Genomic DNA, 20,374 nt, shown 5'->3' with positions numbered 1-20,374 from the left:
CCACGGATTCTTCCGCCGGACCGGGCGAGGCGGCAACGCCGTCAGTCCCGGGAGGCGCCCTCGGGCCACAGCACTTGGACGGGGACGCCGGTGCGGAGGGCGTAGGCCACCACGTCCGCCGTGCCTCCGTAGCCGCGCGCCGGTTTCCCGTCCCAGACGGCGAGCAGCCGGTCCACCAGGCCGACGAGGATCTCGCTGCCCGCCTGGTGGGCGTGGGATCCGGACTCGACCAGCCCGGTGCGGTGCACCTCGGCCGCGCTCCCCAGCAGGCCGTCGTACACCGGGTGGTGCCACTCGGGCAGATCGTCGCGGTTTCCCCGCCTTTCGGTGCATGGGCCGTTGTCCCGTGCACCGTCGGCATCGCGCCCGGTATTCCTGGGTCTGACGGGAGGAGGCGGATACGGCATCAGAGTATGCTCCAGCGCATGCGGGTGTCCGATTCCCGCAGTCCCACGACGCGGCGTTCCACCTCTGCCAGGGAACCGGGGGTGTGGGCCGCCTTGCGGGCGTTGGTGGTGACCATCCTCAGCTCCCGGATGTCACGCAGGACCGGATAACCGGGCCAGCCCGTGACGTCGTAGCCATAGGCCCGGGCGAACCGCTCGTAGTGTTCGGTGCCGTGGCCAAAGCGGCGGCAGTGGATCTCGATGGTCGTCAGATCCCACTCCGGCTGACCCCAAGCCACGGTGTCCCAGTCGCACAGCACGGCGCGATCGCCGTCGTACAGGGCATTGCGGTGCTGAGGATCGCCCTGGAGAACGGTCTCGGGCAGTTCGTATACGACATCGGTGAGCTGCTTCTCCAGCTGATCCACACGCTGGGAGAGAAAGCGGACCGACTCCTGAGGCAGCGAGGTGATCGCCGCGAGGGAGGCCCGGATCGCCGACACGTTGTCCAGCGGCCTGAGACGGAACGGCGGGGCGGGCAGCCGGTGCAGGGCGCGCAGCGGCCCGGCGAGGCTGCCTGCGGTCATCGGCTTGCCGGGCTGGGGGAGGTACGTCCAGAAGGTGACCGGATGGCCGTCGATGACGACCGGCTGATCCGGGCCCGGATACAGCGGGACGGTCGGAAAGTCCCGCTCCATCAGCCACCGGACGAAGCGGACGGTGCTCTCGACCCCGGCCGGGTGCGAGCCCCGCCGCGCGATCTTGACGACGACGGGCATGTGGGCGAGGCGTACGACGGCATTGGTGTGGCCGCGCAGCAGCACCGCGCCGGTGCCGTCCAGCCCGGCCGTCTCGCAGGCGCGTTCCAACACGTGTCGCAGCTCGGATTCGGCGAACCCACCGTGGCGGGGCAGCGGTGCAGTCATGGACCAAGGCTGGCCGAGGGTGCGCATGCCTGTCACACCGTCCCCGGAGGAAGCGCCAGGATCTCGCCCAGTTCCCGCACGGCTCGGGCGGACCTCGCCGAGGGTGGCAGCGCCTCGATGACGTGCCGTGCCCGTGCTCCCAGGATCGTCGTCCGATGGGCCGGGGATGCCTGAAGGTAGGCCGCACCCGCCAGTCTGCACGCCTCTGTCAGGTTCTTCTCACGGGCGAGGCAGATGGCCTGCTCCAGTCTGAGTAGCGCGGGGTCGATACCGCTGTGGCTCGGATACAAGGACAGTGCCCGCTGCTGAACTTCACGGGCCTGGCGGCTGCGGCCGAGGAAGGTGTACACACCGCTGAGGTAGAGCAGCAGCCGGCGCTCGGGGAAGGCGAAGGCGTCCTCCACCGGTCCGTGCTCGCACTTCTCGAACACACTGCGCGCGTTGCGAAGCGCCTCTCCCGCTCCCGAGGCATCGCCCTGCCTGGCGAGTGCGCGTGCCTCGGCGGCTGCGGCGAAGGCACCCGTGACGCTGAAACGGTGGCGCAGCAGCAGACGGGCTTCCCGGGCCAGCGAGATCGCGGACTCCAACGGGCCGTAGTAGGGCAGCATCGCCGCCTGAGCACGCACCCTGGCGCGGATCTCGACGTTCCCGCTGTCATCCGCCGCCGTACGGGCCGTGGCGTACCACGCGCGGGACTGCCTGAGGCGGCCGAGCTTCATCAGGCAGTCGGCGACGAGGGTCGCCAGAAGCGCGATCGTCTCCGACAGCCGCACCTGCGCCGCGGCCGGTTGCCGCTCGGCCGCCAGCATCCGGACTTCTTCGAGGTCCGCGAGCAGTACCCCCAGCATCGCCTCCGGCGGCGTGGAGATGTACTGAGTACGCAGCCACAACAACCGCTCGTCCAACAAGTCGAGTTGGCCGTTGCTCACGCTGGTGGACGCCAGCGTTCTGTCGACGGACCGGCGTACCGCTCCCGCCATGTGCTCGATGGGATCGGCCGGGAAACCGGTGATCGTGTCGCCTTCCGAACGGGCGGCGGAAAGGCCTCTCACCGCGTTCCCCTGAACGTACCCCGATGACGAACGGGGAGTCGGGGCCTTCAACTGAGAGGAGTGGCGGTAATCCCCGACCAGACCGATGCCCTGGGAATCGGTCCGGTACAGACGGCAGAGAAGATCCACCGTCGTTACTCTGGGACGGCGATCCGCACGCTTCTCCCACAGGGCGAGCTGATCCTCGTCCACTTTCGGCGGCGAGGCCACGCTCGCCTCGGAGCACATGCGGTGGAACTCGGCCACGGCGGTGCCCAGCGTCCAGCCACGGGCCAGCCGGTGCGCCCGTAACCTGCTCACTCCGCAGCAACCGTGGATGGCTTCCGACCGTGCTGTCCAGAACGAGCAGTTGTACCGCTACGAGATCACCGCCGCCCTGAACGCCGTGGTCCGCGCCTGCCAGGACATCGTCACCGAACACAGCCACCGCGGCTTCTGGACGCCCCACACCAGCACCGAGCCGACCCCCAACCACCGAGACCTGATCGAGGCGGCCCGCCGCGATGTCCTCGACCGCCTCCAGATGGTCATCCACTGCGCCGAGACGGTCGCCTACACCATCGAGCACGACCGCCGACGCCGGGCCGACGAGTCGGCCGGGTAGTGACAACTCCCCAACGACAAGGCCGTGCGCCGGAGATTACGATCGCAACATGGAGCCCGACCAGGACATCACTGCGACACGGGAGCCCCTGCCGCCCGGTCTTCCGGCCGGATACGTGCTGCGTCACGCCCTCGCGACCCCACTTCCGCTGCTGGCTCTGATCGCCGCTGCGCTGGGGGTGGTGAGCCTTATGAAGATCACCCCGTATCCGTGGGCGGCTCTGGTGTACGGATTCACCGTGGTGCTCGTCAGCTCGTGGGTGCGGCGCGGCGCCCGGAAGCGGTGGTCGGCGGGAACGGGGAATCCGGCCACCCGGGGGCAGTAGGAGGCGGCCGGGGTTGACGACCGCCGTTGGGCAGTTCACGGGCCATGGCGTTGGTCCCTGGAGAGGTCCTGGGGCGGAGAGACTCTGCGCCGCCTCTTCGGTTCCTGATCGGCCCGAGTACGGTACCGCCTCGGGCGCTCCGTCCATGGACGGCCGTACCAGCGGCCTTGGCCGAGGGGGCGGACTGCTGCGGAAGTAGGGGGGCGGCATGCGAGATCTGTTCGACGATCCCAGATGGGCGTCCTTCTTCGCTTTCCTCTGGTTCTGGACGGCGGCAAGCACCGGAAGCGAGTTGTGGGTTCGAGCCGGGGCCGCTTTTCTCTCCGGGGTCTGGGCGGGAGCCGCCGTCGGAAGCGTCGTCAAACGGAGGCGGGAACGCTCCCCTTCGCCCTCCGGCGCCGACGAGTGACACCACGAAGCATCGTGATTGCAGGTGTCTCAGGCGCCCCTCGGTTCGGCCCGGCGGTGTCGACCCGCGCGCCCGCCCCGCCGCGAACCCCGGTCCACATCGGTGCACTCTTCCAGGGAAGGGGAGTCATCCCCGTCCGGGCTCCGCAAGGCGGTTGAAGCCGGCGAGGCGGGGCGAGACGGTGAAGGGGAAGGACTCGCCGCCGGGGGTCTTGAGGGCGGCGACGATGTCGTGGTCCGGTTCGCCGAACACCTCGAAGCGCTCCACGGTGCAGTGCTCCATCACCTCGCGGATGTACGGGTCCGACAGCCGCCAGTGGGTGCGGATGGCGTCGGAGTCGCGGTAGAGCTGGAAGCTGTGCGCCAGCATCCGCTCCTCGTCGATGAAGACCTCCACCATCAGCTGGGGGCCGTGTTCCCGGGCGAACGCCACCGCCTGCGCGATGGCGCGGCGGAAGCCGTCGAGGTGGCCGTCGGTGATGCGCATGGTGTTGCGGAAGAGGATGGTGCCGCTGCTCGTGGTGTCCATGCGCTTGAGTCTCGTACCTCAAGCGAGGTTGAGGTCAAGACGGAGCCTGGCAGGAGACACCGGCCACGTGAGGAGCGGCCTCCGCCGGCCCGGCACGTCGCCGGCTGCCAGACTCGCTCCATGCGGAGGATCATCGAGGACATGGCCGGCCGTCTGGCCGAGGTGCCGGGCGTGGCCGGGGTGATGCTCGGCGGCAGCCGGGCACGCGGCGAGCACCGGCCCGGATCGGACTGGGACCTCGGCGTCTACTACCGGGGCGAGCTCGATCTCGCCGCCCTGCGCGCGCTGGCCGGTCCCGGGGTGGAGGTGGCCGGCCCGGGCGGCTGGGGGCCCTGGGTGAACGGCGGTGCGTGGCTGCACGTCAACGGTGTGGCGGTGGACTGGATCCTGCGGGACCTGGACCGGGTCGAGCGGGTGTGGGCGGACTGCCGGGAGGGCCGGTACGAGGTGGGCGTACAGGCCGGGCACCCGCTCGGATTCTGGTCGCCGTGCTATGCGGGCGAGGTGGCGCTCGGCCGGGTACTGGCCGACCCGTTCGGTGAGTTGACGGACCTTCGGCGCAGGACCGCGGTCTACCCCGAGCCGCTGCGGGAGGCGCTGATCGCGGCGGCCTGGGAGGCGGAGTTCCTGGTCGGTGCCGCGGCGAAGGGCGCGGCAGGAGCGGACACGCTCTACGTCTCGCTCTGCCTGTCCCGGGCGGTCGGTGTGCTGGTGCAGGCGGTGTTCGCCGAGGACCGGCGCTGGTGCCTCAACGAGAAGGGCGCGCTGGCCGTCGCCGAGACACTGCCGGCCGCGCCGGCGGGCTTCGGCCCGCGAGTCCGCCGCCTGCTGGGGGCGCCCGGCGAGACCCCGGAGTCGCTGGCGGCGACGGTGGCCGGGGCGCGGGCGCTGGTCGGGGAGACCGTCGCCGCGCTGCGGAACCGCACCGGGTGACAGCGCCTGCCCCGAGCGCGGGGCCCGCGCGTGCCGCGGGCCACCCGCCGAAGTCCCGGCGGACCGCCGCACCGTTCAGGCGTACAGATCCTCCAGGCCGATGAGCAGTACGTCGCCGTCGCGTGCCGCCTCGGCGCGCAGGGCGTCGCTGAAGCCCGCGCCGCTGAAGCAGGCCAGCCGGCACCCATCGGTGTCCGCCGCGCCCCGCTCGGTGAGGATCTCCCGGGCCCGCCTGAGCCTCTCCAGGTGCTTCACGCCCATGACCGTGCCCCACTTGGCCTCGCCGAGCAGGGCCACCGACGGTCTGCCCGCCCCCGATCCCGGTTCGACCGCTGCCACGTCGATCTCGATCTGCCTGCGCGCCGCCGGGTCGGTGACGACGCCGCTGCCCACCTGCCCGGGGAAGGAGTCGAGCAGGGCCTGCCCCGGGCCGAGTACGTACTCGCGGCACACCGCCTCGAAGTGCGGTCCGGCCACCTGGGAGGCGAAGCGTTCGGCCGACCGCTCCCACACCTGTGCCGCCTGGCCGCTCTCCAGCCGCGCCCAGGAGGGGCGCATCACGGCCTCGTAGAAGGTGATCAGCGGCTCGCTGATGCGGTAGTACGACTTCCCGGCCCGGAAGACGTCCGCCTCGCGGACCAGCAGATGGCTGTCCTCCAGGACGTGGAGGGGGTGGGAGATGTCCACCGACTTGCGGCCGATGTAGCCCGCGATCGCGCCCCGGGAGGTGTTGCCCTGGGCCACCGCGGCGAGGACCGAATGGTAGAGCGCGGTGTCGCGGATGTCCGCCTCCTCGGCCAGCAGGTACCGGGCCTCCCGGAAGAGCGGGCTGAAGGGGGAGAGGACGGTACGGCAGAGCCAGCCGTCGAACTCCTCCAGGCTGCCGGGAACGTCGTCCGCCAGGAACTGCCGCCGGTACGCGGGCGTGCCGCCTAGGACGGCGTGGAGCCGGGCCGCGAGAGCGGGCTCGTCCGCCACGCCCCAGAAGTCCGCCGCCTCCCGGTATCCGAAGGGCCTCACGACCAGCTCCAGTTGGGCCCGGCCGCGCAGGGGGGCGGCGCTCGCCAGCAGCCCGCCCATGACGGACATCGCCGAGCCGCACAGCAGCAGCCGCATCCGGCTCTCCCGCACCTGGAAGCGGTCGATCTCCCGCTGGATCAAGGAGGGGAGCTCCGGAGCCGTCTTCACCAGATAGGGGAACTCGTCGATCACCACGAGCACCGGCCCCTCGCCGCGCTCGGGCAGGGCCGGCCCGAACAGGTAGGAGATCGCATCGTCCCAGGTGGCGAAGGAGAACGGGGCCGGGGAGCCGGTGTACTCGGCCAGGGCGGCGCCGAACTGGCGCAGCGACTCCGCGGCGGTCGCGGTCGTGGCCCCGAAGTAGAAACCGCCCCGCTGCTCCACGAGGGCACGCAGCAGATACGTCTTGCCCATGCGCCGCCGGCCGCTGACGACTCCGAGCATGGCGTGCGGCAGCGGGCGGGCCGCGAAGGCCGCGAGGCCGTCCCATTCGGCGCCCCTCCCGAAGACGTGGGGCGGTTTGGCGGGCGGATTCGGGCTCGGCATCTCACTCCAGGTGTTAGGACTACACTCCTAAGGAGTGTAGTCCTAACACCTTCGCGCGCCCTCTGGGCGCGGGGCCGTCAGGACTGAGCAGGCGCGAAGCGCTTCAGCTCGCGGCGGGCCAGGGAGCGCTGGTGGACCTCGTCCGGGCCGTCGGCGAGCTGGAGGGTGCGGGCGCCGGCCCACAGCTCGGCCAGCGGGAAGTCCTGGCTGACGCCGCCCGCGCCGTGCAGCTGCACCGCGCGGTCCAGGATGCCCACGACCGTGCGCGGCACCGCGATCTTGATGGCCTGGATCTCGGTGTGCGCCCCCCGGTTGCCGACGGTGTCCATCAGCCAGGCCGTCTTGAGTACCAGCAGCCGCAGCTGCTCCACCGACACCCGCGCGTCGGCGATCCACTGCTGGACGACGCCCTGTGCGGCCAGCGGTCTGCCGAAGGCGGTACGGGTGCCCGCACGGCGGCACATCAGCTCGATCGCCCGCTCGGCCATGCCGATCAGCCGCATGCAGTGGTGGATGCGGCCCGGTCCCAGCCGGGCCTGGGCGATGGCGAAGCCGCCGCCCTCCTCGCCGATCAGGTTGGCGACGGGGACCCGCACGTCGTGGAAGAGGACCTCGGCGTGGCCGCCGTGCCAGTGGTCCTCGTAGCCGTAGACCGTCATCGCGCGGCGCACCTCGACGCCCGGGGTGTCGCGCGGGACCAGCACCATCGACTGCTGGCGGCGGATGTCCTCGCCGTCCGGGTCGGTCTTGCCCATCACGATGAAGACCGCGCAGTCGGGGTTCATCGCCCCGGAGATGTACCACTTGCGGCCGGTGATGACGTACTCGTCGCCCTCGCGCCGGATGCGCGTCTCGATGTTGGTGGCGTCGGAGGAGGCGACCTCCGGCTCGGTCATGGCGAAGGCCGAGCGGATCTCCCCGGCCAGCAGCGGCTTCAGCCACCGCTCGCGCTGCCCGGCGCTGCCGAACTGGGCCAGCACCTCCATGTTGCCGGTGTCGGGCGCGGCGCAGTTGGTGGCGGTCGGGGCGAGCTGCGGGCTGCGGCCGGTGATCTCGGCCAGCGGCGCGTACTGGAGGTTGGTCAGTCCGGCGCCGTGCTCGGCGTCGGGCAGGAAGAGGTTCCACAGGCCGCGCTCGCGGGCGGCGGCCTTCAGCTCCTGAACCACCGGCGGGGTGCGCCACGGGGAGTCCAGCGCCGCCCGCTGCTCCTCTGCCACCGCCTCCGCCGGGTACACGCGCTCGTCCATGAAGGCCAGCAGCTTCTCGCGGAGCTCCTCGGTGCGTGCGTCGAATCCGAAGTCCATGGCGGATCAGCCTTCCTGCAAGGTGGTGAGGCCCTCTGAGACGAAGAGGGGGACGAGTGCGCCGATGCGGTCGAAGCCCGCGCCGACGGTCTGCCCGAGGGTGTAGCGGTAGTGGATGCCCTCCAGGATCACGGCGAGCTTGAAGTAGGCGAACGCCGTGTACCAGGCGATGCCGGAGACGTCGCGGCCCGATGAGGAGGCGTACCGCTCGATCAGCTCCCGCGCGTCGGGGTGGCCGGGGGCCTCGCGGGTGGTGGCGATGGGGGCGCCGGGGATGCGCTGCTGGCTGCTGTACATCACCAGCAGGCCCAGGTCGGTCAGCGGGTCGCCGAGGGTGGACATCTCCCAGTCGAGGATGGCCGCGATCTCGTCGTCCGCGCCGACGAGCACGTTGTCCAGGCGGTAGTCGCCGTGGACGATCGCGGGGGCGGGGGAGGCGGGCATCCGGCTGCCGAGCAGGGCGTGCAGCTCGTCGATGCCGGGCAGTTCGCGGCTGCGGGAGGCGTCCAGCTGCTTGCCCCAGCGCCGCAGCTGCCGCTCCAGGAAGCCCTCGGGGCGGCCGAAGTCGCCCAGGCCGACGGAGTCCGGGTCCACCGAGTGGAGCTTGACCAGGGCGTCGGACAGGCCCAGGACCAGTTCGCGGGTGCGCCCGGGGCCGAGCGGGGCGAGCTGCTCGGCGGTGCGGTAGGGGGTGCCCTCCACGTACTCCATCACGTAGAAGGGCGCGCCGAGGACGGCGGTGTCCTCGCACAGCAGCACCGCGCCGGGCACGGGTACGCCGGTGGGGCCCAGGGCGTTGATCACCCGGTGCTCGCGGGCCATGTCGTGCGCGGTGGCCAGGACGTGGCCCAGCGGAGGGCGTCGCACCACCCAGCGTGAGGCCCCGTCGCTCACCTTGTAGGTGAGGTTCGAGCGGCCGCCCTCGATCAGCTCCGCGCTCAGGGGCCCCCGGACGAGCCCCGGGCGCTCGCCGTCCAGGTACGCGCGCAGGCGCGCGGGATCGAGGCCCGGTGGGTGGTGCTCGGTCATCGGCAGGCTCCTCGGCGGGAAGAGGGTGGTCGTACGTACCGGGCAATGATGCCGACCAGTCGGTATGGAGTCCAGAGAGGTGCCCGAAAAGAGAGCCCCGACACCGCTCGGAGGCGGCGCCGGGGCCTGCGGTACGGGTCAGCGGGGGACGGCGGCGACGGCCAGCTCCGTGACCTCGTCCGGCGTCCCGTCGATGGAGACGACCGCGCCCGCCTCGTCCGCGTCCAGCGCCTCCAGCGTCTCGAACTGGGACTTGAGCAGCGCGGACGGCATGAAGTGGCCGGTGCGGCCCGACAGCCGCTCGCCGATCAGCTCGGGCGAGCCGTCCAGATGGAGGAAGAACACATCCGGCGCGGCCCGGCGCAGCCGGTCACGGTAGACGCGCTTGAGGGCGGAACAGGTCACCACACCGCCGTCGGCGCCCTGGGCCTTGAGCCAGGCGGCGATCGCGTCCAGCCAGGGCGCGCGATCGGCGTCCGTCAGGGGGACGCCCGAGGCCATCTTCGCCACGTTCTCCGGCGGGTGGAAGTCGTCGGCCTCCGCGTACGGCACCCCCAGCCGCTCCGCAAGGGCCGTGCCCACCGTCGTCTTCCCGGACCCGGACACACCCATCACCACGACGAGCGGACTCACCACAGCCACACCACCACTCCAAAGATCGGCACGGACAGCGTACAGACGGCCGCCGCGTACGCCGTGCGTGTACCCAGCGGGCCCGGCCGGGGCACATCCAGCGCGCGGATGCGACGGTGGGCCAGGCCCAGGAAGACCAGCCACACCAGCGCCCCCAGCGCGGCCGGGGCGTAGGCCCGGGGCGGCCCGCCGTCGTGCAGCGTCCCGCGGGCCAGCAGCGCCACCACGGCCGCGAAGGCCAGGGTGGTGCGCCGCCACGCCATCCGGGTGCGCTCCGGCTGCGCGGCCGGATCGCGTACGGCCGCCCCGGCCGTACGCGATCCGTTCCCGCGCGCCCCGACCCCGGCCGCCCCGTCCCCGCGCGGGCGGCGGTCCGCGCTCACCGGCCCAGCTCCCCCAGCAGCACCCCGGCGACCACCACCAGCGCGGCCACCGCCGTGCCCAGCGCCAGCAGCACGGGGAAGCGGGACAGCGGCAGGTCCTCGCCGCGCCGCATGGCCCGCTCGGTGCGCAGCCAGTGGTTGACCGCCCGCACCGCGCACAGCGCGCCGCCCGCCAGCAGCACCACGGCGATCGCCGCCCGGGGGCCGGGGCGGATCCCGGTCAGGAACTGGTCCACCGCCAGGCCGCCCGCCACCAGCGCCAGCGCGGTGCGGATCCACGCCAGGAAGGTCCGCTCGTTGGCCAGCGAGAAGCGGTAGTCGGGGGTGGAGCCCTCGGCCCGCATCCGCTCCGGCGCCAGCCACAGCCGCAGCGGGTCCCGCAGTCCGTACCAGAGCCGCTTGATCATGCTCCCGACACTACGCGGGGCCCCCGCCCCGCTCCCGGTGCCACTCCTGCAGCCGCCGGTGGCACTCCAGGCCGTCGGGTACCACGTCCCACTCCTCCAGCAGCCGCTCCACCTCGTCCTCCGGCAGGAAGTCCCACCAGGCGATCTCCTCGGCCTGGGGGCGCACCGGCAGCTCGCACCGCACCTCGTAGACGGCCAGGAACCAGGTATGCTCCGGCGACTCGTACAGGAAGGTCAGCCGGTGCTCCGGATGCGGCAGCCCGCTCACCCCCAGCTCCTCCCCGGCCTCGCGCAGCGCCGCCTCGTCATAGCTCTCGCCCGCGCCGACCACGCCCCCGACGACCAGGTCGTACATCGAGGGGAAGACCAGCTTCTCCGGAGTGCGGCGGTGCACGAAGATCCGGCCCTCGGTATCGCGCACCCGCACCGACACACACCGGTGCCGCATCCGCCGGGCGGTGGCGACGCCGCGCCGGGCCCGGCCGATCACACGGTCGTACTCGTCCACGACGTCCAGCAGTTCGTCCGCGGATCTGCCCGCCGTCTCCTCACTCGTCATCCGATCATCAAAGCAGCCGGCCAGGGGGTGCCGCGCCTCCGGGCGGCGGGTTACTCTCCGGTCACCAGCGGGACGGACCGAGGAACGGATGGGCCGATGGCGTACGACGCCGATGTGATCGTGATCGGGGCGGGCCTGGCCGGGCTCGCGGCCACCGCCGAACTGGCCGACGCCGGGCGGAAGGTGATCCTGCTCGACCAGGAACCCGAAGCGTCCCTGGGAGGCCAGGCGCACTGGTCCTTCGGCGGGCTGTTCCTCGTCGACTCGCCCGAGCAGCGCCGTATGCGGGTGCGCGACAGCCGCGAGCTGGCCTGGCAGGACTGGCTCGGCACGGCCGGCTTCGACCGCGAGGAGGACGCCTGGCCGCGCCGCTGGGCCGAGGCGTACGTCGACTTCGCGGCCGGGGAGAAGCGCGCCTGGCTGCGCGCCCAGGGCGTACGGCTGTTCCCCGTCGTCGGCTGGGCCGAGCGGGGCGGCTACGACGCCCGAGGCCACGGCAACTCGGTGCCGCGCTTCCACATCACCTGGGGCACCGGGCCCGGCCTGGTCGAACCCTTCGAGCGGCGGGTGCGGGAGGCGGCCGGGCGGGGCCTGGTGGACCTGCGCTTCCGGCACCGCGTCACGGGGCTGGACCGCAGCGCCGGAGCGGTGGACACCGTCACCGGCGAGGTGCTCGCCCCCAGCGGTGCCGCACGCGGCACGGCCAGCGGCCGGGAGGTGACCGGCCTCTTCGAACTGCGCGCCCAGGCGGTGATCGTGGCCTCCGGCGGCATCGGCGGCAACCACGACCTGGTGCGCGCCAACTGGCCGGAGCGCCTGGGCACTCCGCCGAAGCGGATGCTCTCCGGAGTGCCCGCCCACGTCGACGGCGCGATGCTGGGCATCGCCGAGGAGGCCGGCGGCCGGATCGTCAACCGCGACCGGATGTGGCACTACACAGAGGGCATCGAGAACTGGAATCCCATCTGGGCGCGGCACGGCATCCGCATCCTGCCCGGCCCCTCCTCCCTGTGGCTGGACGCCACCGGCCGCCGGCTGCCGGTACCGCTCTTCCCCGGCTTCGACACGCTCGGCACCCTCGAGCACATCATGGGCACGGGGTACGAGTACACCTGGTTCGTCCTCACACAGAAGATCATCGAGAAGGAGTTCGCGCTCTCCGGCTCGGAGCAGAACCCCGACCTCACCGGCCGCAGCGTCCGACAGGTGCTCGGCCGGGCCCGCTCCGGAGCGCCCGGCCCGGTGCGCGCGTTCATGGACAAGGGCGCCGACTTCGTCGTCGAGCGCGACCTGTCCGCCCTGGTGCGCGGCATGAACGCGCTCACCGGCGACGGCCTGATCGACGAGGCCGCCCTGCGCCGCGAGATCACCGCCCGCGACCGCGAGATCGCCAACCCCTTCACCAAGGACCTCCAGATCACCGCCGTCCGGGGCGCCCGCACCTACCTCGGCGACAAGCTGATCCGCGTCGCCCCGCCCCACCGGCTGCTGGACCCGAAGGCGGGCCCGCTGATCGCCGTGCGCCTGAACATCCTCACCCGCAAGACCCTCGGCGGCCTGGAGACCGACCTGTCCTCCCGCGTCCTCACCACCGGAGGCGAGGCGCTGCCCGGTCTCTACGCGGCGGGCGAGGCCGCGGGCTTCGGCGGCGGGGGCATGCACGGCTACCGCTCCCTGGAGGGCACCTTCCTGGGCGGCTGCCTCTTCTCGGGCCGCGCCGCCGGCCGCGCGGCGGCGAAGGCGGTGGGCTGAGGCGGGCCGGGAGGCCGGTGGCGGGCGGGCAACCGCGTCCGGCCAGGGCCCGCCGCCTTCGCCGGTGGACCGGGAACGGCGAGGGCCCCGCGGATGTCCGCGGAGCCCTCGGCTCCTTCTGTGTCCGGAGGGGGACTTGAACCCCCACGCCCGATAAAGGGCACTAGCACCTCAAGCTAGCGCGTCTGCCATTCCGCCACCCGGACAGGTGCGTGCCGCCGACCGTGGTCGTGGCGACGTGTAAACCATAGCACTGGAGCGGAGCCGGGCGATCACCCCGGCTCCTGTGCTCCGGACCTCCGAGACGGGAGGATGGGCGCGGACCCCCGCAACACGAGGAGGCAGTGTGAGCGAGCCGAACGCGACCACCACCGCGGCCGACGCCGTCAGGGGCGAGGACGAGGTCGTCGACCTGTGCCGCGATCTCATCCGGATCGACACCAGCAACTACGGCGACCACTCGGGACCGGGCGAACGGGCCGCGGCCGAGTACGTGGCGGAGAAGCTCGCGGAGGTGGGACTGGAGCCGGAGATCTTCGAGTCGCACCCGGGCCGGGCCTCCACCGTCGCCCGGATCGAGGGCGAGGACCCCTCCCGGCCCGCGCTCCTCATCCACGGGCACACCGACGTCGTCCCGGCCAACGCCGAGGACTGGACCCACCACCCGTTCTCCGGCGAGATCGCCGACGGCTGCGTGTGGGGCCGCGGAGCGGTCGACATGAAGGACATGGACGCGATGACGCTGGCGGTCGTGCGCGACCGGCTGCGCAGCGGCCGCAAGCCCCCGCGCGACATCGTGCTGGCCTTCCTCGCCGACGAGGAGGCGGGCGGCACCTGGGGGGCGAAGCATCTGGTCAAGCGGCACCCGGAGCTGTTCGAGGGCGTGACCGAGGCGATCGGCGAGGTCGGCGGATTCTCCTTCACCGTCAACGAGAAGCTGCGGCTGTATCTGGTGGAGACCGCCGAGAAGGGCATGCACTGGATGCGGCTCACCGTGGACGGCACCGCCGGACACGGCTCGATGACCAATGACGACAACGCGATCACCGAGCTGTGCGAGGCGGTCGGGCGGCTGGGCCGGCACAGGTTCCCGGTCCGGGTGACCAAGACGGTGCGCACCTTCCTCGACGAGCTCTCCGACGCCCTCGGCGTGGAACTGGACCCGGAGAACATGGACGAGACCCTGGCCAGGCTCGGCGGCATCGCCAAGCTGATCGGGGCGACGCTGCGCAACACCGCCGCCCCGACGATGCTGGGCGCCGGCTACAAGGTCAACGTCATCCCCGGCCAGGCCACCGCCCATGTCGACGGGCGCTTCCTGCCCGGTCACGAGGAGGAGTTCCTGGCCGACCTCGACCGGATCCTGGGCCCGCGGGTGAGGCGCGAGGACGTGCACGCGGACAAGGCGGTGGAGACCGGCTTCGACGGCGCCCTGGTGGACGCCATGCAGACCGCGCTGAAGGCCGAGGACCCGATCGCGCGGGCCGTGCCGTACATGCTCTCCGGCGGCACCGACGCCAAGTCCTTCGACGACCTGGGCATCCGCTGCTTCGGTTTCGCCCCGCTGAAGCTGCCGCCGGAGCTGGACTTCGCCGGGATGTTCCACGGGGTGGACGAGCGGGTGCCGGTGGAGGGGCTGAAGTTCGGCGTGCGGGTGCTGGACCGCTTCCTCGACCAGTGCTGACCGGCGTCCGGCACCGTACGGCCCGGCCTCCCCGGTAATCGCCCATGTGTGCGCGTGTGACCGGAACGGGTGAATGCGTCATCGGGCCGTAGCCCGCTTCCTCCGGTGTCGTTACAGGGAGTGCGGTCCGCGGCTGGGATCGCATTGCCAACAAGGAGGAAGAATGATCAAGAAGGTCGTCGCCGTCGCGGCTGCCACCGGTGGTCTCGTGCTCGCGGGCGCGGGTGTGGCCGCCGCCGACTCCGGTGCCCAGGGCGCTGCCATCGGCTCCCCCGGTGTCATCTCCGGCAACGTCATCCAGGCGCCGATCCACGTCCCGGTGAACGTCTGCGGCAACACGGTCAGCGTGATCGGGCTGCTGAACCCCGCCTTCGGCAACTTCTGCGTCAACGACTGACGTCGCGTCCGGGCCCGCGAAGGGCCCGTGCGCGGCGGCCCCGGAGCGCGCGCCATGCGCTCCGGGGCCGCCGTTTCGGCGGGCGGGGAGCCGAGGAGCGCCTCCTGCCCGCGCACAACCCGTAGACCGCAAGCCACCCGCACATCAGAGGGCAAGGGGAAGTACACATGCGACAGGTCACAAGGAAGGGCCTGATCACCATCGCCGCGGCCGGCGGCGTGCTGGCCATGTCGGGCGGCCACGCCGCCCACGCGGACGCCGAGGCCCGGGGTGTGGCCGCGGGCTCGCCGGGCGTGCTGTCCGGCAACACCGTCCAGGCGCCCGTGCACGCGCCGGTGAACGCCTGCGGCAACACCGCGACCGTCGGCGGCGGCCTCAACCCGGCCTTCGGCAACAAGTGCGCCAACGTGGACGACCACCACGGCGGCCACCACCAGAGCGGACACGAGGGCGGCCACCAGCAGGGCGGCCACCAGGAGGACCGCGGCGGGCAGCACTGGGAGCAGGGCGGCGAGCACGGCGGGAGCCACGGCCGTAAGCAGCACGGGAAGCACGCCGGTGACGGCGGCGCCAGGGCCGAGGGTGTGGCCGCGGGCTCGCCGGGCGTGCTGTCCGGCAACACCGTCCAGGCGCCGGTCCACGTCCCGGTGAACGTCTGCGGCAACTCCGTGAACGTGGTGGGTGCGCTCAACCCGGCCGCCGGCAACGAGTGCGCCAACGTGAGCGACCACAAGCCGTCCCCGGAGAGGCCGGGGCCGGAGAAGCCCGGCCCCGAGCACCCGGAGAAGCCGAAGCCGGAGAAGCCCGGCCCCGAGCACCCGGAGAAGCCGAGGCCGGAGGAGCCCAAGCAGCCGGAGAAGAAGGACGAGCCCCGTGCCGAGGCCCCCGGGAAGCCCGCCCCCCAGGTCATGGGCGGCGAGCTGGCCCAGACCGGCAGCAGCGGACTGGGCGCGGTCGTCCCGGTCGGCGCCGGGGTGCTGCTCGGCGGCGCCCTGCTCTACCGGCGCGCCCGCGCCATGCGGGGCTGACCGGCGCCAGGGGCCCCGTCAGGGACCACAACCGGAAGCACGACGAGGAGCGGGCTCCGCCCCTTACGGGGGTCGGGGTCCGCTCCTTCCGCCTTCCGCGTCACCAGGTGGCGCGCAACTGGCGGATGATCCGCCGCCGCAGCCGCACCTGGCGGCTGCCGTCGGAGTTGAGCCTGAGGCGGTCCAGTTCCCAGTGTCCGTACTCGGCGTGTTCGGTCAGCAGACGTGTGGCGGCCTTGCGGGAGACCCCGCGCGGGACGTACACATCACGAAATTCGTATTCCGGCATCACATCTATTGTGCGTGCGGGGCCCCGGTACGGATAGCGTCTGCACTATGTCTGATGCTGCGCAGCCCGGTGCTGCCGAGGTACGAGCCGCCGCCGAAGCGTTGAAGACCGCGCTGGACCGTCACCTCGAAGCCGTCGAACGACGGTCCGCCGAGGGGGGCTCGGGTGCCGGGGCCGCCCGGGCCGAGGCCGCCGTCCACGCCGCCTTCGACGAACTCGCCGCGGCGGGCGAGGCGTACGACGAGCTGTTGTACGACGTCTACGACGAGGTCACGCCCTTCGAGATCCCGGGCGGCGACACCATGCCCGCCTACGCCGGGCCGGAGGAGCCCAGCACTATCGGCGTCCTCATCCGCCGCGACTACACGGTGGTGGAGCCGCGGCGGCTGATGGCCCAGGCGCAGCGCGTCACCGCGCTCGACCCGGACTCGGCCGACGCGGACGAGGAGGCGCTGGAGGGCCCCTTCGCGGGGAGTGGGGTGCACGCCGCCCTCAGCGTGCTGTTCGGCGAGTACGAACCCGACGAGATCGCCACCCGGCACGAGGAGTTCGGCCTGGAGGAGGGCGACTCCACGCTCTGGGTGATCGCGGGCGACGAGCCCGCCGAGCCGGGGGAGTGGCTGGGTTCGCCCTTCGACGGGGCCGACCCCGAGCAGGTCGTGTGCCGTTTCGACGTCAGCGCCGTCTTCGACGAGGAGGAGGACCTCTACGGCGAGGACGGGGACGCCGGGCCGGTGGTCCGGGCCGCGGACTGACCCGGGTCCTGCCGCCCGGCCCCGGTCCGCGGCCGGGCGGCGGGAGCGCGCCGTCGGCGGGTCAGCCCACGGCCTCCGGCGGCGGGACCGCCTGCGCCGCCTGAACCGTCTGCGCGCGCAGCAGCGTGCGCAGACGTGTCGTGCGCTCCGGGGCCAGGATCCGCTCCACCGCCCGCGGAAGTGCCTGGCCCACACCGTGCACCACGGACAGATGCCGCTCGCCGCGGCCGAACGCCGTGTACACCCAGGCGCGACTCAGGGCCGGGACCGCGTCGCCCGGAAGCACCACTACGGCCGCCGGCCAGCGCGTCCCGACGGCCTGGTGGGCGGTGATCGCCCAGCCGTGCCGCACCGTCCGCGCCACCCGCCCGCGCGGGACGGTGACGGCGCGGCCGGAGCAGTCCAGACGCAGCCCCTCCTCGTCCCCCGACACCATCGTGCCCAGCGCGATGCGCCCGGGGGCGGGGGAGTGGACCACCCGGTCGCCCGGGTCGAAGCCGCCGAACCGGCCGGGGCCGGGGTTGAGCCGCTCCTTGAGCGCGGCGTTGAGCACCCGGGTGCCCGCGGCGCCGCCGTGGCCGGGCGTGATCACCTGCGTCAGCCCGGCGGGCACCCCCAGCGCACGAGGCACCGAGTCGGCGACGAGCTGCACCGTGCGGTGCACCGCCTCCCCGGCGTCGCGCACCGGGACGATCACCACCTCCCGGCCGGGCGCCTCCACCTGGTTCAGCTCGCCGATCCCGATGCCCGAGACCAGTTCGCCGACCGGCCCGGGGTCGGGGGTGCGGGAGACCACCTGCGGGCAGACGCGCGCCGCCAGCAGATCGGCCAGCACCTGGCCGGCGCCCGCCGGGCCGAGCAGGTGCGGATCGCCGCTGAGGACCAGCCGCGCACCGTCCGGCACCGCCTCGACCAGCATCGCCGCGCGTTCGGCGTCGAGCTGGGGGGCATCCAGCACGGCGAGCAGGTCCAGCGCGTACGCGCCCTCCTCGTCGCGCCCCGGGCCCTCCCGGCCGGCCAGCAGCCCGTCGACGGTGACGGCCGCCGGGCCGAGGCCGTCCCCGTCCGGGCCGTCTCCCGGACCGCCGCCCCGGCCGTTCTCGCCGCCGCCTCCGGCGTCCAGCAACGCCGCCAGCCGCCGCCTGCCGTCCTCGCTGTGCGCGGCGGCGTACGCCCGCAGGCCCAGCGCCCGGGCCGCGGCCACCAGCGCCGCCGGTTCGGCGCGGGCGGCCTCGCCGCCGGTGTGCGCCACCAGGCCGCCGCGGGCGGCGGCGCGCACCAGCTCGGCCGCGGAAGGGCCGGGCGCCCCGCCTGCGGCCTCCTCCCAGCGGGCCGCCTCCTCCTCGTCGGGCGGGACGAAGGTACTGCTCAGCCGGGCCAGGCCCTCGGCCAGGCTCTCCTCGGCCAGCGCGTGGCGCTCCAGACCGATGAGCAGCCGCACGGGCCGCCCGCCCTCCTCTTCCTCCTCACTCGCCCCGGTGCTCCCGGCCCCGGCCTCCCCGGCAGCGGCGCCCTCCTCACCGACGTCCTCGAAGGCCAGCACCGCGCCCGCGTCGACCGCCTCGCCCACCGCCGTCTCCGGGTCCGGCACGCCGTACCGGGCCAGCCCCTCGGCCAGCTTTTCGGCGCCGAGCACCGTGTGTCCGGACAGCGCCGCCCGCTCCAGCAGCCACACCGCCAGGGCCCGGCGGCGCCGCTCGTCGCCAGGACCGCCCTGAGGCCCCAGCAGCGCCCGCGCGAAGCCGTCCGCCTGCTCCGGCGCCACGCCCGGAACGGCCAGCAGCTCCCACGGATCGGCGCGCAGCACCTCCTCGGCGCCCTCGCCGAAGGCCTCCACCACGGCCGTGCCCAGCGCCGCGGGCGCGCCGCCCTCGGCCAGCAGCGCGGTGACGCCCTCGGGCACCGTCACCGGGCCGCCGCCCGGTGAGGCCTGCGGACCGCCGGAACCACCGGGGCCGCCGGGCCGGGCGGCCGGGGCGGCGCGCCGGGGCCGGGGCGCGGGCTTCGGCTCGGCGAAGAACTCGGCGGCCGAGCGCTCGCCGCTCTCCACGGCGCGTACGGCGGCCATGAGCTCCGCGGCCTTGTCCCGGGATCCGGGGGCGGCGGTCTGGCGGGCCTGATCGGCGTTGTCGGCGCCGGACGCGGTCAAAGCGTGCTCCAGTCGTGATCGGGATAGTGGTGCACCGGGGCCGACACATCGTCCAGCGCCCGGCAGATCTCGTCGGGAAGCGTAAGGCCCTCCACTGACAGAGCCTCGCCGAGCTGTCGCGAGGTACGCGGGCCGATGACCGGCGCGGCCACCCCCGGCCGGTCGCGCACCCAGGCCAGCGCCACCTGGAGCGGGGTGACGGCCAGCCCGTCGGCGGCCGTGGCGACCGCGTCGACGATCCGCGCCGCCGCGTCGTCCAGATAGGGCTCCACGAAGGGCGACAGATGCTCCGACGCCCCGCGCGAGTCCGGCGGGACGGAGTGCCGGTACTTGCCCGTGAGCACGCCCCGGCCCAGCGGCGAGGACGCCAGCAGCCCCACCTCCAGGTCCAGCGCGGCCGGCAGCACCTCACGCTCCACACCGCGCTGGAGCAGGGAGTACTCCATCTGGACGCAGGCCAGCCGGGTGCGCGCCCCAGGGGCGGCGAGCTGCCAGGCGGCGGCCTTGGCCAGCTGCCAGCCGCAGAAGCCCGCCACCCCCGCGTAGCGGGCGCGGCCGCTGGCCACCGCGGTGTCGAGGGCCTGGAGAGTCTCCTCCAAAGGGGTGAAGGGGTCGTAGGCGTGGACCTGCCACAGATCGACGTAGTCGGTGCCCAGCCGCTCCAGGGAGGCGTCCAGCGCGGCCAGCAGATGGCCGCGCGAGCAGTCGAAGCGCCGCTCGGGGTCTGGCACGCCGCCCGCCTTGGTGGCGATCACCAGGTCCCGGCGGGGCACCAGATCCTGCACCAGCCGGCCCAGGAGGTACTCGGCGCCGCCGTCGGCGTACACGTCGGCGGTGTCCACCAGCGTCCCGCCGGCCTCCCAGAAGGCCTTCAGCAGGTCCGCCGCCTCCCGTTCCCCGGTGTCCCTCGCCCAGGTGAGCGTACCGAGCCCGATCCGGGATACGCGGAGGCCGGTGCGGCCCACGTGCCTGTGCTCCATCAGGACCTGGCCAGGGGACGCCCCGCTTCAGCGGGGTGGGGAATGGCTTCTCTGGGCTGCTCTGACCTCGGCTGTGTGCACGGATCTGCACTGTTCACCTGAGCCCACCTCTCTACCGCGCTAGATGTGTGGCGCGTATATAGTGATCGCATGGCCGTGACCAGGAAGGTCCGCCGGTTCTCCGGTGGCGTGTACGACCTCGGGCTCCACGTGGTGTGGTGCCCGAAGTACCGCCGCCCGGTCCTGGAGGGACGGGTCGCGGAACGCCTGGAGGAGCTGATCCGGGCCAAAGCCGG

The 20,374-nt window shown here is 73.1% G+C and carries 22 protein-coding genes, 1 tRNA gene and 1 pseudogene; 9 read left to right on the top strand and 15 right to left on the bottom strand.

The genetic code is table 11. The features are described from left to right. Positions 1-41: 41 nt before the first annotated feature. The 3 genes and pseudogenes from ACW69E_RS21475 to ACW69E_RS21465 all read right to left on the bottom strand — a co-directional run. Positions 42-311, bottom strand: a pseudogene (locus tag ACW69E_RS21475) (hypothetical protein); the annotation flags it as partial. 95 nt (positions 312-406) lie between these two features. Further along, positions 407-1,312 (bottom strand): phosphotransferase family protein, encoded by a 906-nt coding sequence (locus ACW69E_RS21470; RefSeq protein ID WP_457499909.1) that lies wholly within the window; start codon positions 1,310-1,312, stop codon positions 407-409. Between the two features lie 32 nt (positions 1,313-1,344). After that, positions 1,345-2,664: a hypothetical protein gene (locus tag ACW69E_RS21465; RefSeq protein WP_457499908.1), complete on the bottom strand. Its 1,320-nt coding sequence runs from the start codon at positions 2,662-2,664 to the stop codon at positions 1,345-1,347. A 16-nt stretch (positions 2,665-2,680) separates the two neighbouring features. Here ACW69E_RS21465 and ACW69E_RS21460 point away from each other — a divergent pair, with 16 nt between their 5' ends. Next, entirely contained in the window at positions 2,681-2,968 is a 288-nt protein-coding gene (locus ACW69E_RS21460; protein ID WP_457499907.1) for a hypothetical protein, read from the top strand. A gap of 49 nt (positions 2,969-3,017) precedes the next feature. After that, complete coding sequence (locus ACW69E_RS21455) at positions 3,018-3,293, top strand: hypothetical protein (protein ID WP_457499906.1); 276 nt, start codon at positions 3,018-3,020, stop codon at positions 3,291-3,293. A 535-nt stretch (positions 3,294-3,828) separates the two neighbouring features. On the opposite strand, the gene ACW69E_RS21450 is transcribed toward ACW69E_RS21455, so the two are convergent. After that, positions 3,829-4,230 (bottom strand): hypothetical protein, encoded by a 402-nt coding sequence (locus ACW69E_RS21450; protein ID WP_457499905.1) that lies wholly within the window; start codon positions 4,228-4,230, stop codon positions 3,829-3,831. Between the two features lie 120 nt (positions 4,231-4,350). Between ACW69E_RS21450 and ACW69E_RS21445 the strand changes: the two genes are divergently transcribed. Continuing rightward, the gene (locus tag ACW69E_RS21445) at positions 4,351-5,163 is read left to right on the top strand and encodes a nucleotidyltransferase domain-containing protein (protein WP_457499904.1); all 813 of its coding nucleotides are present in this window, start codon (positions 4,351-4,353) and stop codon (positions 5,161-5,163) included. 75 nt (positions 5,164-5,238) lie between these two features. Here the strand turns inward: ACW69E_RS21445 and ACW69E_RS21440 are convergent, their stop codons facing one another. From ACW69E_RS21440 to ACW69E_RS21410, 7 genes are all read right to left on the bottom strand, one after another. After that, positions 5,239-6,729 carry an ATP-binding protein gene (locus tag ACW69E_RS21440; RefSeq protein ID WP_457499903.1) on the bottom strand — a complete coding sequence of 497 codons (1,491 nt, stop codon included), beginning with the start codon at positions 6,727-6,729 and terminating at the stop codon, positions 5,239-5,241. Positions 6,730-6,806: 77 nt separating this feature from the next. Next, positions 6,807-8,033: an acyl-CoA dehydrogenase family protein gene (locus ACW69E_RS21435; RefSeq protein WP_457499902.1), complete on the bottom strand. Its 1,227-nt coding sequence runs from the start codon at positions 8,031-8,033 to the stop codon at positions 6,807-6,809. Positions 8,034-8,039: 6 nt separating this feature from the next. After that, complete coding sequence (locus ACW69E_RS21430) at positions 8,040-9,062, bottom strand: phosphotransferase family protein (protein WP_457499901.1); 1,023 nt, start codon at positions 9,060-9,062, stop codon at positions 8,040-8,042. Between the two features lie 138 nt (positions 9,063-9,200). Further along, positions 9,201-9,674 (bottom strand): gluconokinase, encoded by a 474-nt coding sequence (locus ACW69E_RS21425; RefSeq protein ID WP_457499976.1) that lies wholly within the window; start codon positions 9,672-9,674, stop codon positions 9,201-9,203. A 17-nt stretch (positions 9,675-9,691) separates the two neighbouring features. Continuing rightward, entirely contained in the window at positions 9,692-10,078 is a 387-nt protein-coding gene (locus ACW69E_RS21420) for a DUF202 domain-containing protein (protein ID WP_457499900.1), read from the bottom strand. Beyond that, a complete protein-coding gene (locus ACW69E_RS21415) occupies positions 10,075-10,485 on the bottom strand; it encodes a YidH family protein (RefSeq protein ID WP_457499899.1) in 411 nt (136 codons plus the stop codon). The genes ACW69E_RS21420 and ACW69E_RS21415 overlap by 4 nt, the downstream gene beginning before the upstream one ends. Before the next feature lie 10 nt (positions 10,486-10,495). Then, complete coding sequence (locus ACW69E_RS21410; protein WP_457499898.1) at positions 10,496-11,044, bottom strand: NUDIX domain-containing protein; 549 nt, start codon at positions 11,042-11,044, stop codon at positions 10,496-10,498. 96 nt (positions 11,045-11,140) lie between these two features. Here ACW69E_RS21410 and ACW69E_RS21405 point away from each other — a divergent pair, with 96 nt between their 5' ends. Next, the gene (locus ACW69E_RS21405; protein ID WP_457499897.1) at positions 11,141-12,796 is read left to right on the top strand and encodes an FAD-binding dehydrogenase; all 1,656 of its coding nucleotides are present in this window, start codon (positions 11,141-11,143) and stop codon (positions 12,794-12,796) included. Between the two features lie 121 nt (positions 12,797-12,917). Here ACW69E_RS21405 and ACW69E_RS21400 read toward each other — a convergent pair. Continuing rightward, a tRNA-Leu gene (locus tag ACW69E_RS21400) sits at positions 12,918-13,002 on the bottom strand. A 140-nt stretch (positions 13,003-13,142) separates the two neighbouring features. Between ACW69E_RS21400 and ACW69E_RS21395 the strand changes: the two genes are divergently transcribed. From ACW69E_RS21395 to ACW69E_RS21385, 3 genes are all read left to right on the top strand, one after another. Then, on the top strand, positions 13,143-14,480 hold the full coding sequence (locus ACW69E_RS21395; protein WP_457499896.1) for a M20/M25/M40 family metallo-hydrolase: 1,338 nt from the start codon (positions 13,143-13,145) through the stop codon (positions 14,478-14,480). A 163-nt stretch (positions 14,481-14,643) separates the two neighbouring features. Then, a complete protein-coding gene (locus ACW69E_RS21390) occupies positions 14,644-14,877 on the top strand; it encodes a chaplin (RefSeq protein ID WP_093851602.1) in 234 nt (77 codons plus the stop codon). 167 nt (positions 14,878-15,044) lie between these two features. Next, the gene (locus tag ACW69E_RS21385; protein WP_457499895.1) at positions 15,045-15,905 is read left to right on the top strand and encodes a chaplin family protein; all 861 of its coding nucleotides are present in this window, start codon (positions 15,045-15,047) and stop codon (positions 15,903-15,905) included. A gap of 100 nt (positions 15,906-16,005) precedes the next feature. Here the strand turns inward: ACW69E_RS21385 and ACW69E_RS21380 are convergent, their stop codons facing one another. Next, a complete protein-coding gene (locus ACW69E_RS21380) occupies positions 16,006-16,194 on the bottom strand; it encodes a DUF5703 family protein (RefSeq protein WP_093662929.1) in 189 nt (62 codons plus the stop codon). Between the two features lie 47 nt (positions 16,195-16,241). Between ACW69E_RS21380 and ACW69E_RS21375 the strand changes: the two genes are divergently transcribed. Beyond that, positions 16,242-16,949 (top strand): hypothetical protein, encoded by a 708-nt coding sequence (locus ACW69E_RS21375; RefSeq protein ID WP_457499894.1) that lies wholly within the window; start codon positions 16,242-16,244, stop codon positions 16,947-16,949. 61 nt (positions 16,950-17,010) lie between these two features. On the opposite strand, the gene ACW69E_RS21370 is transcribed toward ACW69E_RS21375, so the two are convergent. Then, on the bottom strand, positions 17,011-19,017 hold the full coding sequence (locus tag ACW69E_RS21370; protein WP_457499975.1) for a helix-hairpin-helix domain-containing protein: 2,007 nt from the start codon (positions 19,015-19,017) through the stop codon (positions 17,011-17,013). Between the two features lie 77 nt (positions 19,018-19,094). Then, on the bottom strand, positions 19,095-20,078 hold the full coding sequence (locus tag ACW69E_RS21365; RefSeq protein WP_457499893.1) for an aldo/keto reductase: 984 nt from the start codon (positions 20,076-20,078) through the stop codon (positions 19,095-19,097). 150 nt (positions 20,079-20,228) lie between these two features. Here ACW69E_RS21365 and ACW69E_RS21360 point away from each other — a divergent pair. Then, positions 20,229-20,374, top strand: a 146-nt coding sequence (locus ACW69E_RS21360; protein ID WP_457499974.1) for a transposase, incomplete at its 3' end; no start/stop codon positions are given.

This window comes from Streptomyces sp. SS8, from assembly GCF_054072955.1.
Note: the sequence above shows the minus strand (reverse complement) of the source record. Positions and strands in the feature narration are given on the sequence as shown.

Excerpts from the sequence above, each read along its gene's own strand:
- ACW69E_RS21470 (WP_457499909.1), bottom strand. The coding sequence starts at position 1,312 with ATGACTGCACCGCTGCCCCGCCACGGTGGGTTCGCCGAATCCGAGCTG.
- ACW69E_RS21460 (WP_457499907.1), top strand. The coding sequence starts at position 2,681 with ATGGCTTCCGACCGTGCTGTCCAGAACGAGCAGTTGTACCGCTACGAG.
- ACW69E_RS21455 (WP_457499906.1), top strand. The coding sequence starts at position 3,018 with ATGGAGCCCGACCAGGACATCACTGCGACACGGGAGCCCCTGCCGCCC.
- ACW69E_RS21450 (WP_457499905.1), bottom strand. The coding sequence starts at position 4,230 with ATGGACACCACGAGCAGCGGCACCATCCTCTTCCGCAACACCATGCGC.
- ACW69E_RS21445 (WP_457499904.1), top strand. The coding sequence starts at position 4,351 with ATGCGGAGGATCATCGAGGACATGGCCGGCCGTCTGGCCGAGGTGCCG.
- ACW69E_RS21440 (WP_457499903.1), bottom strand. The coding sequence starts at position 6,729 with ATGCCGAGCCCGAATCCGCCCGCCAAACCGCCCCACGTCTTCGGGAGG.
- ACW69E_RS21435 (WP_457499902.1), bottom strand. The coding sequence starts at position 8,033 with ATGGACTTCGGATTCGACGCACGCACCGAGGAGCTCCGCGAGAAGCTG.
- ACW69E_RS21430 (WP_457499901.1), bottom strand. The coding sequence starts at position 9,062 with ATGACCGAGCACCACCCACCGGGCCTCGATCCCGCGCGCCTGCGCGCG.
- ACW69E_RS21425 (WP_457499976.1), bottom strand. The coding sequence starts at position 9,674 with ATGGGTGTGTCCGGGTCCGGGAAGACGACGGTGGGCACGGCCCTTGCG.
- ACW69E_RS21415 (WP_457499899.1), bottom strand. The coding sequence starts at position 10,485 with ATGATCAAGCGGCTCTGGTACGGACTGCGGGACCCGCTGCGGCTGTGG.
- ACW69E_RS21410 (WP_457499898.1), bottom strand. The coding sequence starts at position 11,044 with ATGACGAGTGAGGAGACGGCGGGCAGATCCGCGGACGAACTGCTGGAC.
- ACW69E_RS21405 (WP_457499897.1), top strand. The coding sequence starts at position 11,141 with ATGGCGTACGACGCCGATGTGATCGTGATCGGGGCGGGCCTGGCCGGG.
- ACW69E_RS21390 (WP_093851602.1), top strand. The coding sequence starts at position 14,644 with ATGATCAAGAAGGTCGTCGCCGTCGCGGCTGCCACCGGTGGTCTCGTG.
- ACW69E_RS21385 (WP_457499895.1), top strand. The coding sequence starts at position 15,045 with ATGCGACAGGTCACAAGGAAGGGCCTGATCACCATCGCCGCGGCCGGC.
- ACW69E_RS21380 (WP_093662929.1), bottom strand. The coding sequence starts at position 16,194 with ATGCCGGAATACGAATTTCGTGATGTGTACGTCCCGCGCGGGGTCTCC.
- ACW69E_RS21375 (WP_457499894.1), top strand. The coding sequence starts at position 16,242 with ATGTCTGATGCTGCGCAGCCCGGTGCTGCCGAGGTACGAGCCGCCGCC.
- ACW69E_RS21370 (WP_457499975.1), bottom strand. The coding sequence starts at position 19,017 with ATGGCCGCCGTACGCGCCGTGGAGAGCGGCGAGCGCTCGGCCGCCGAG.
- ACW69E_RS21365 (WP_457499893.1), bottom strand. The coding sequence starts at position 20,078 with ATGGAGCACAGGCACGTGGGCCGCACCGGCCTCCGCGTATCCCGGATC.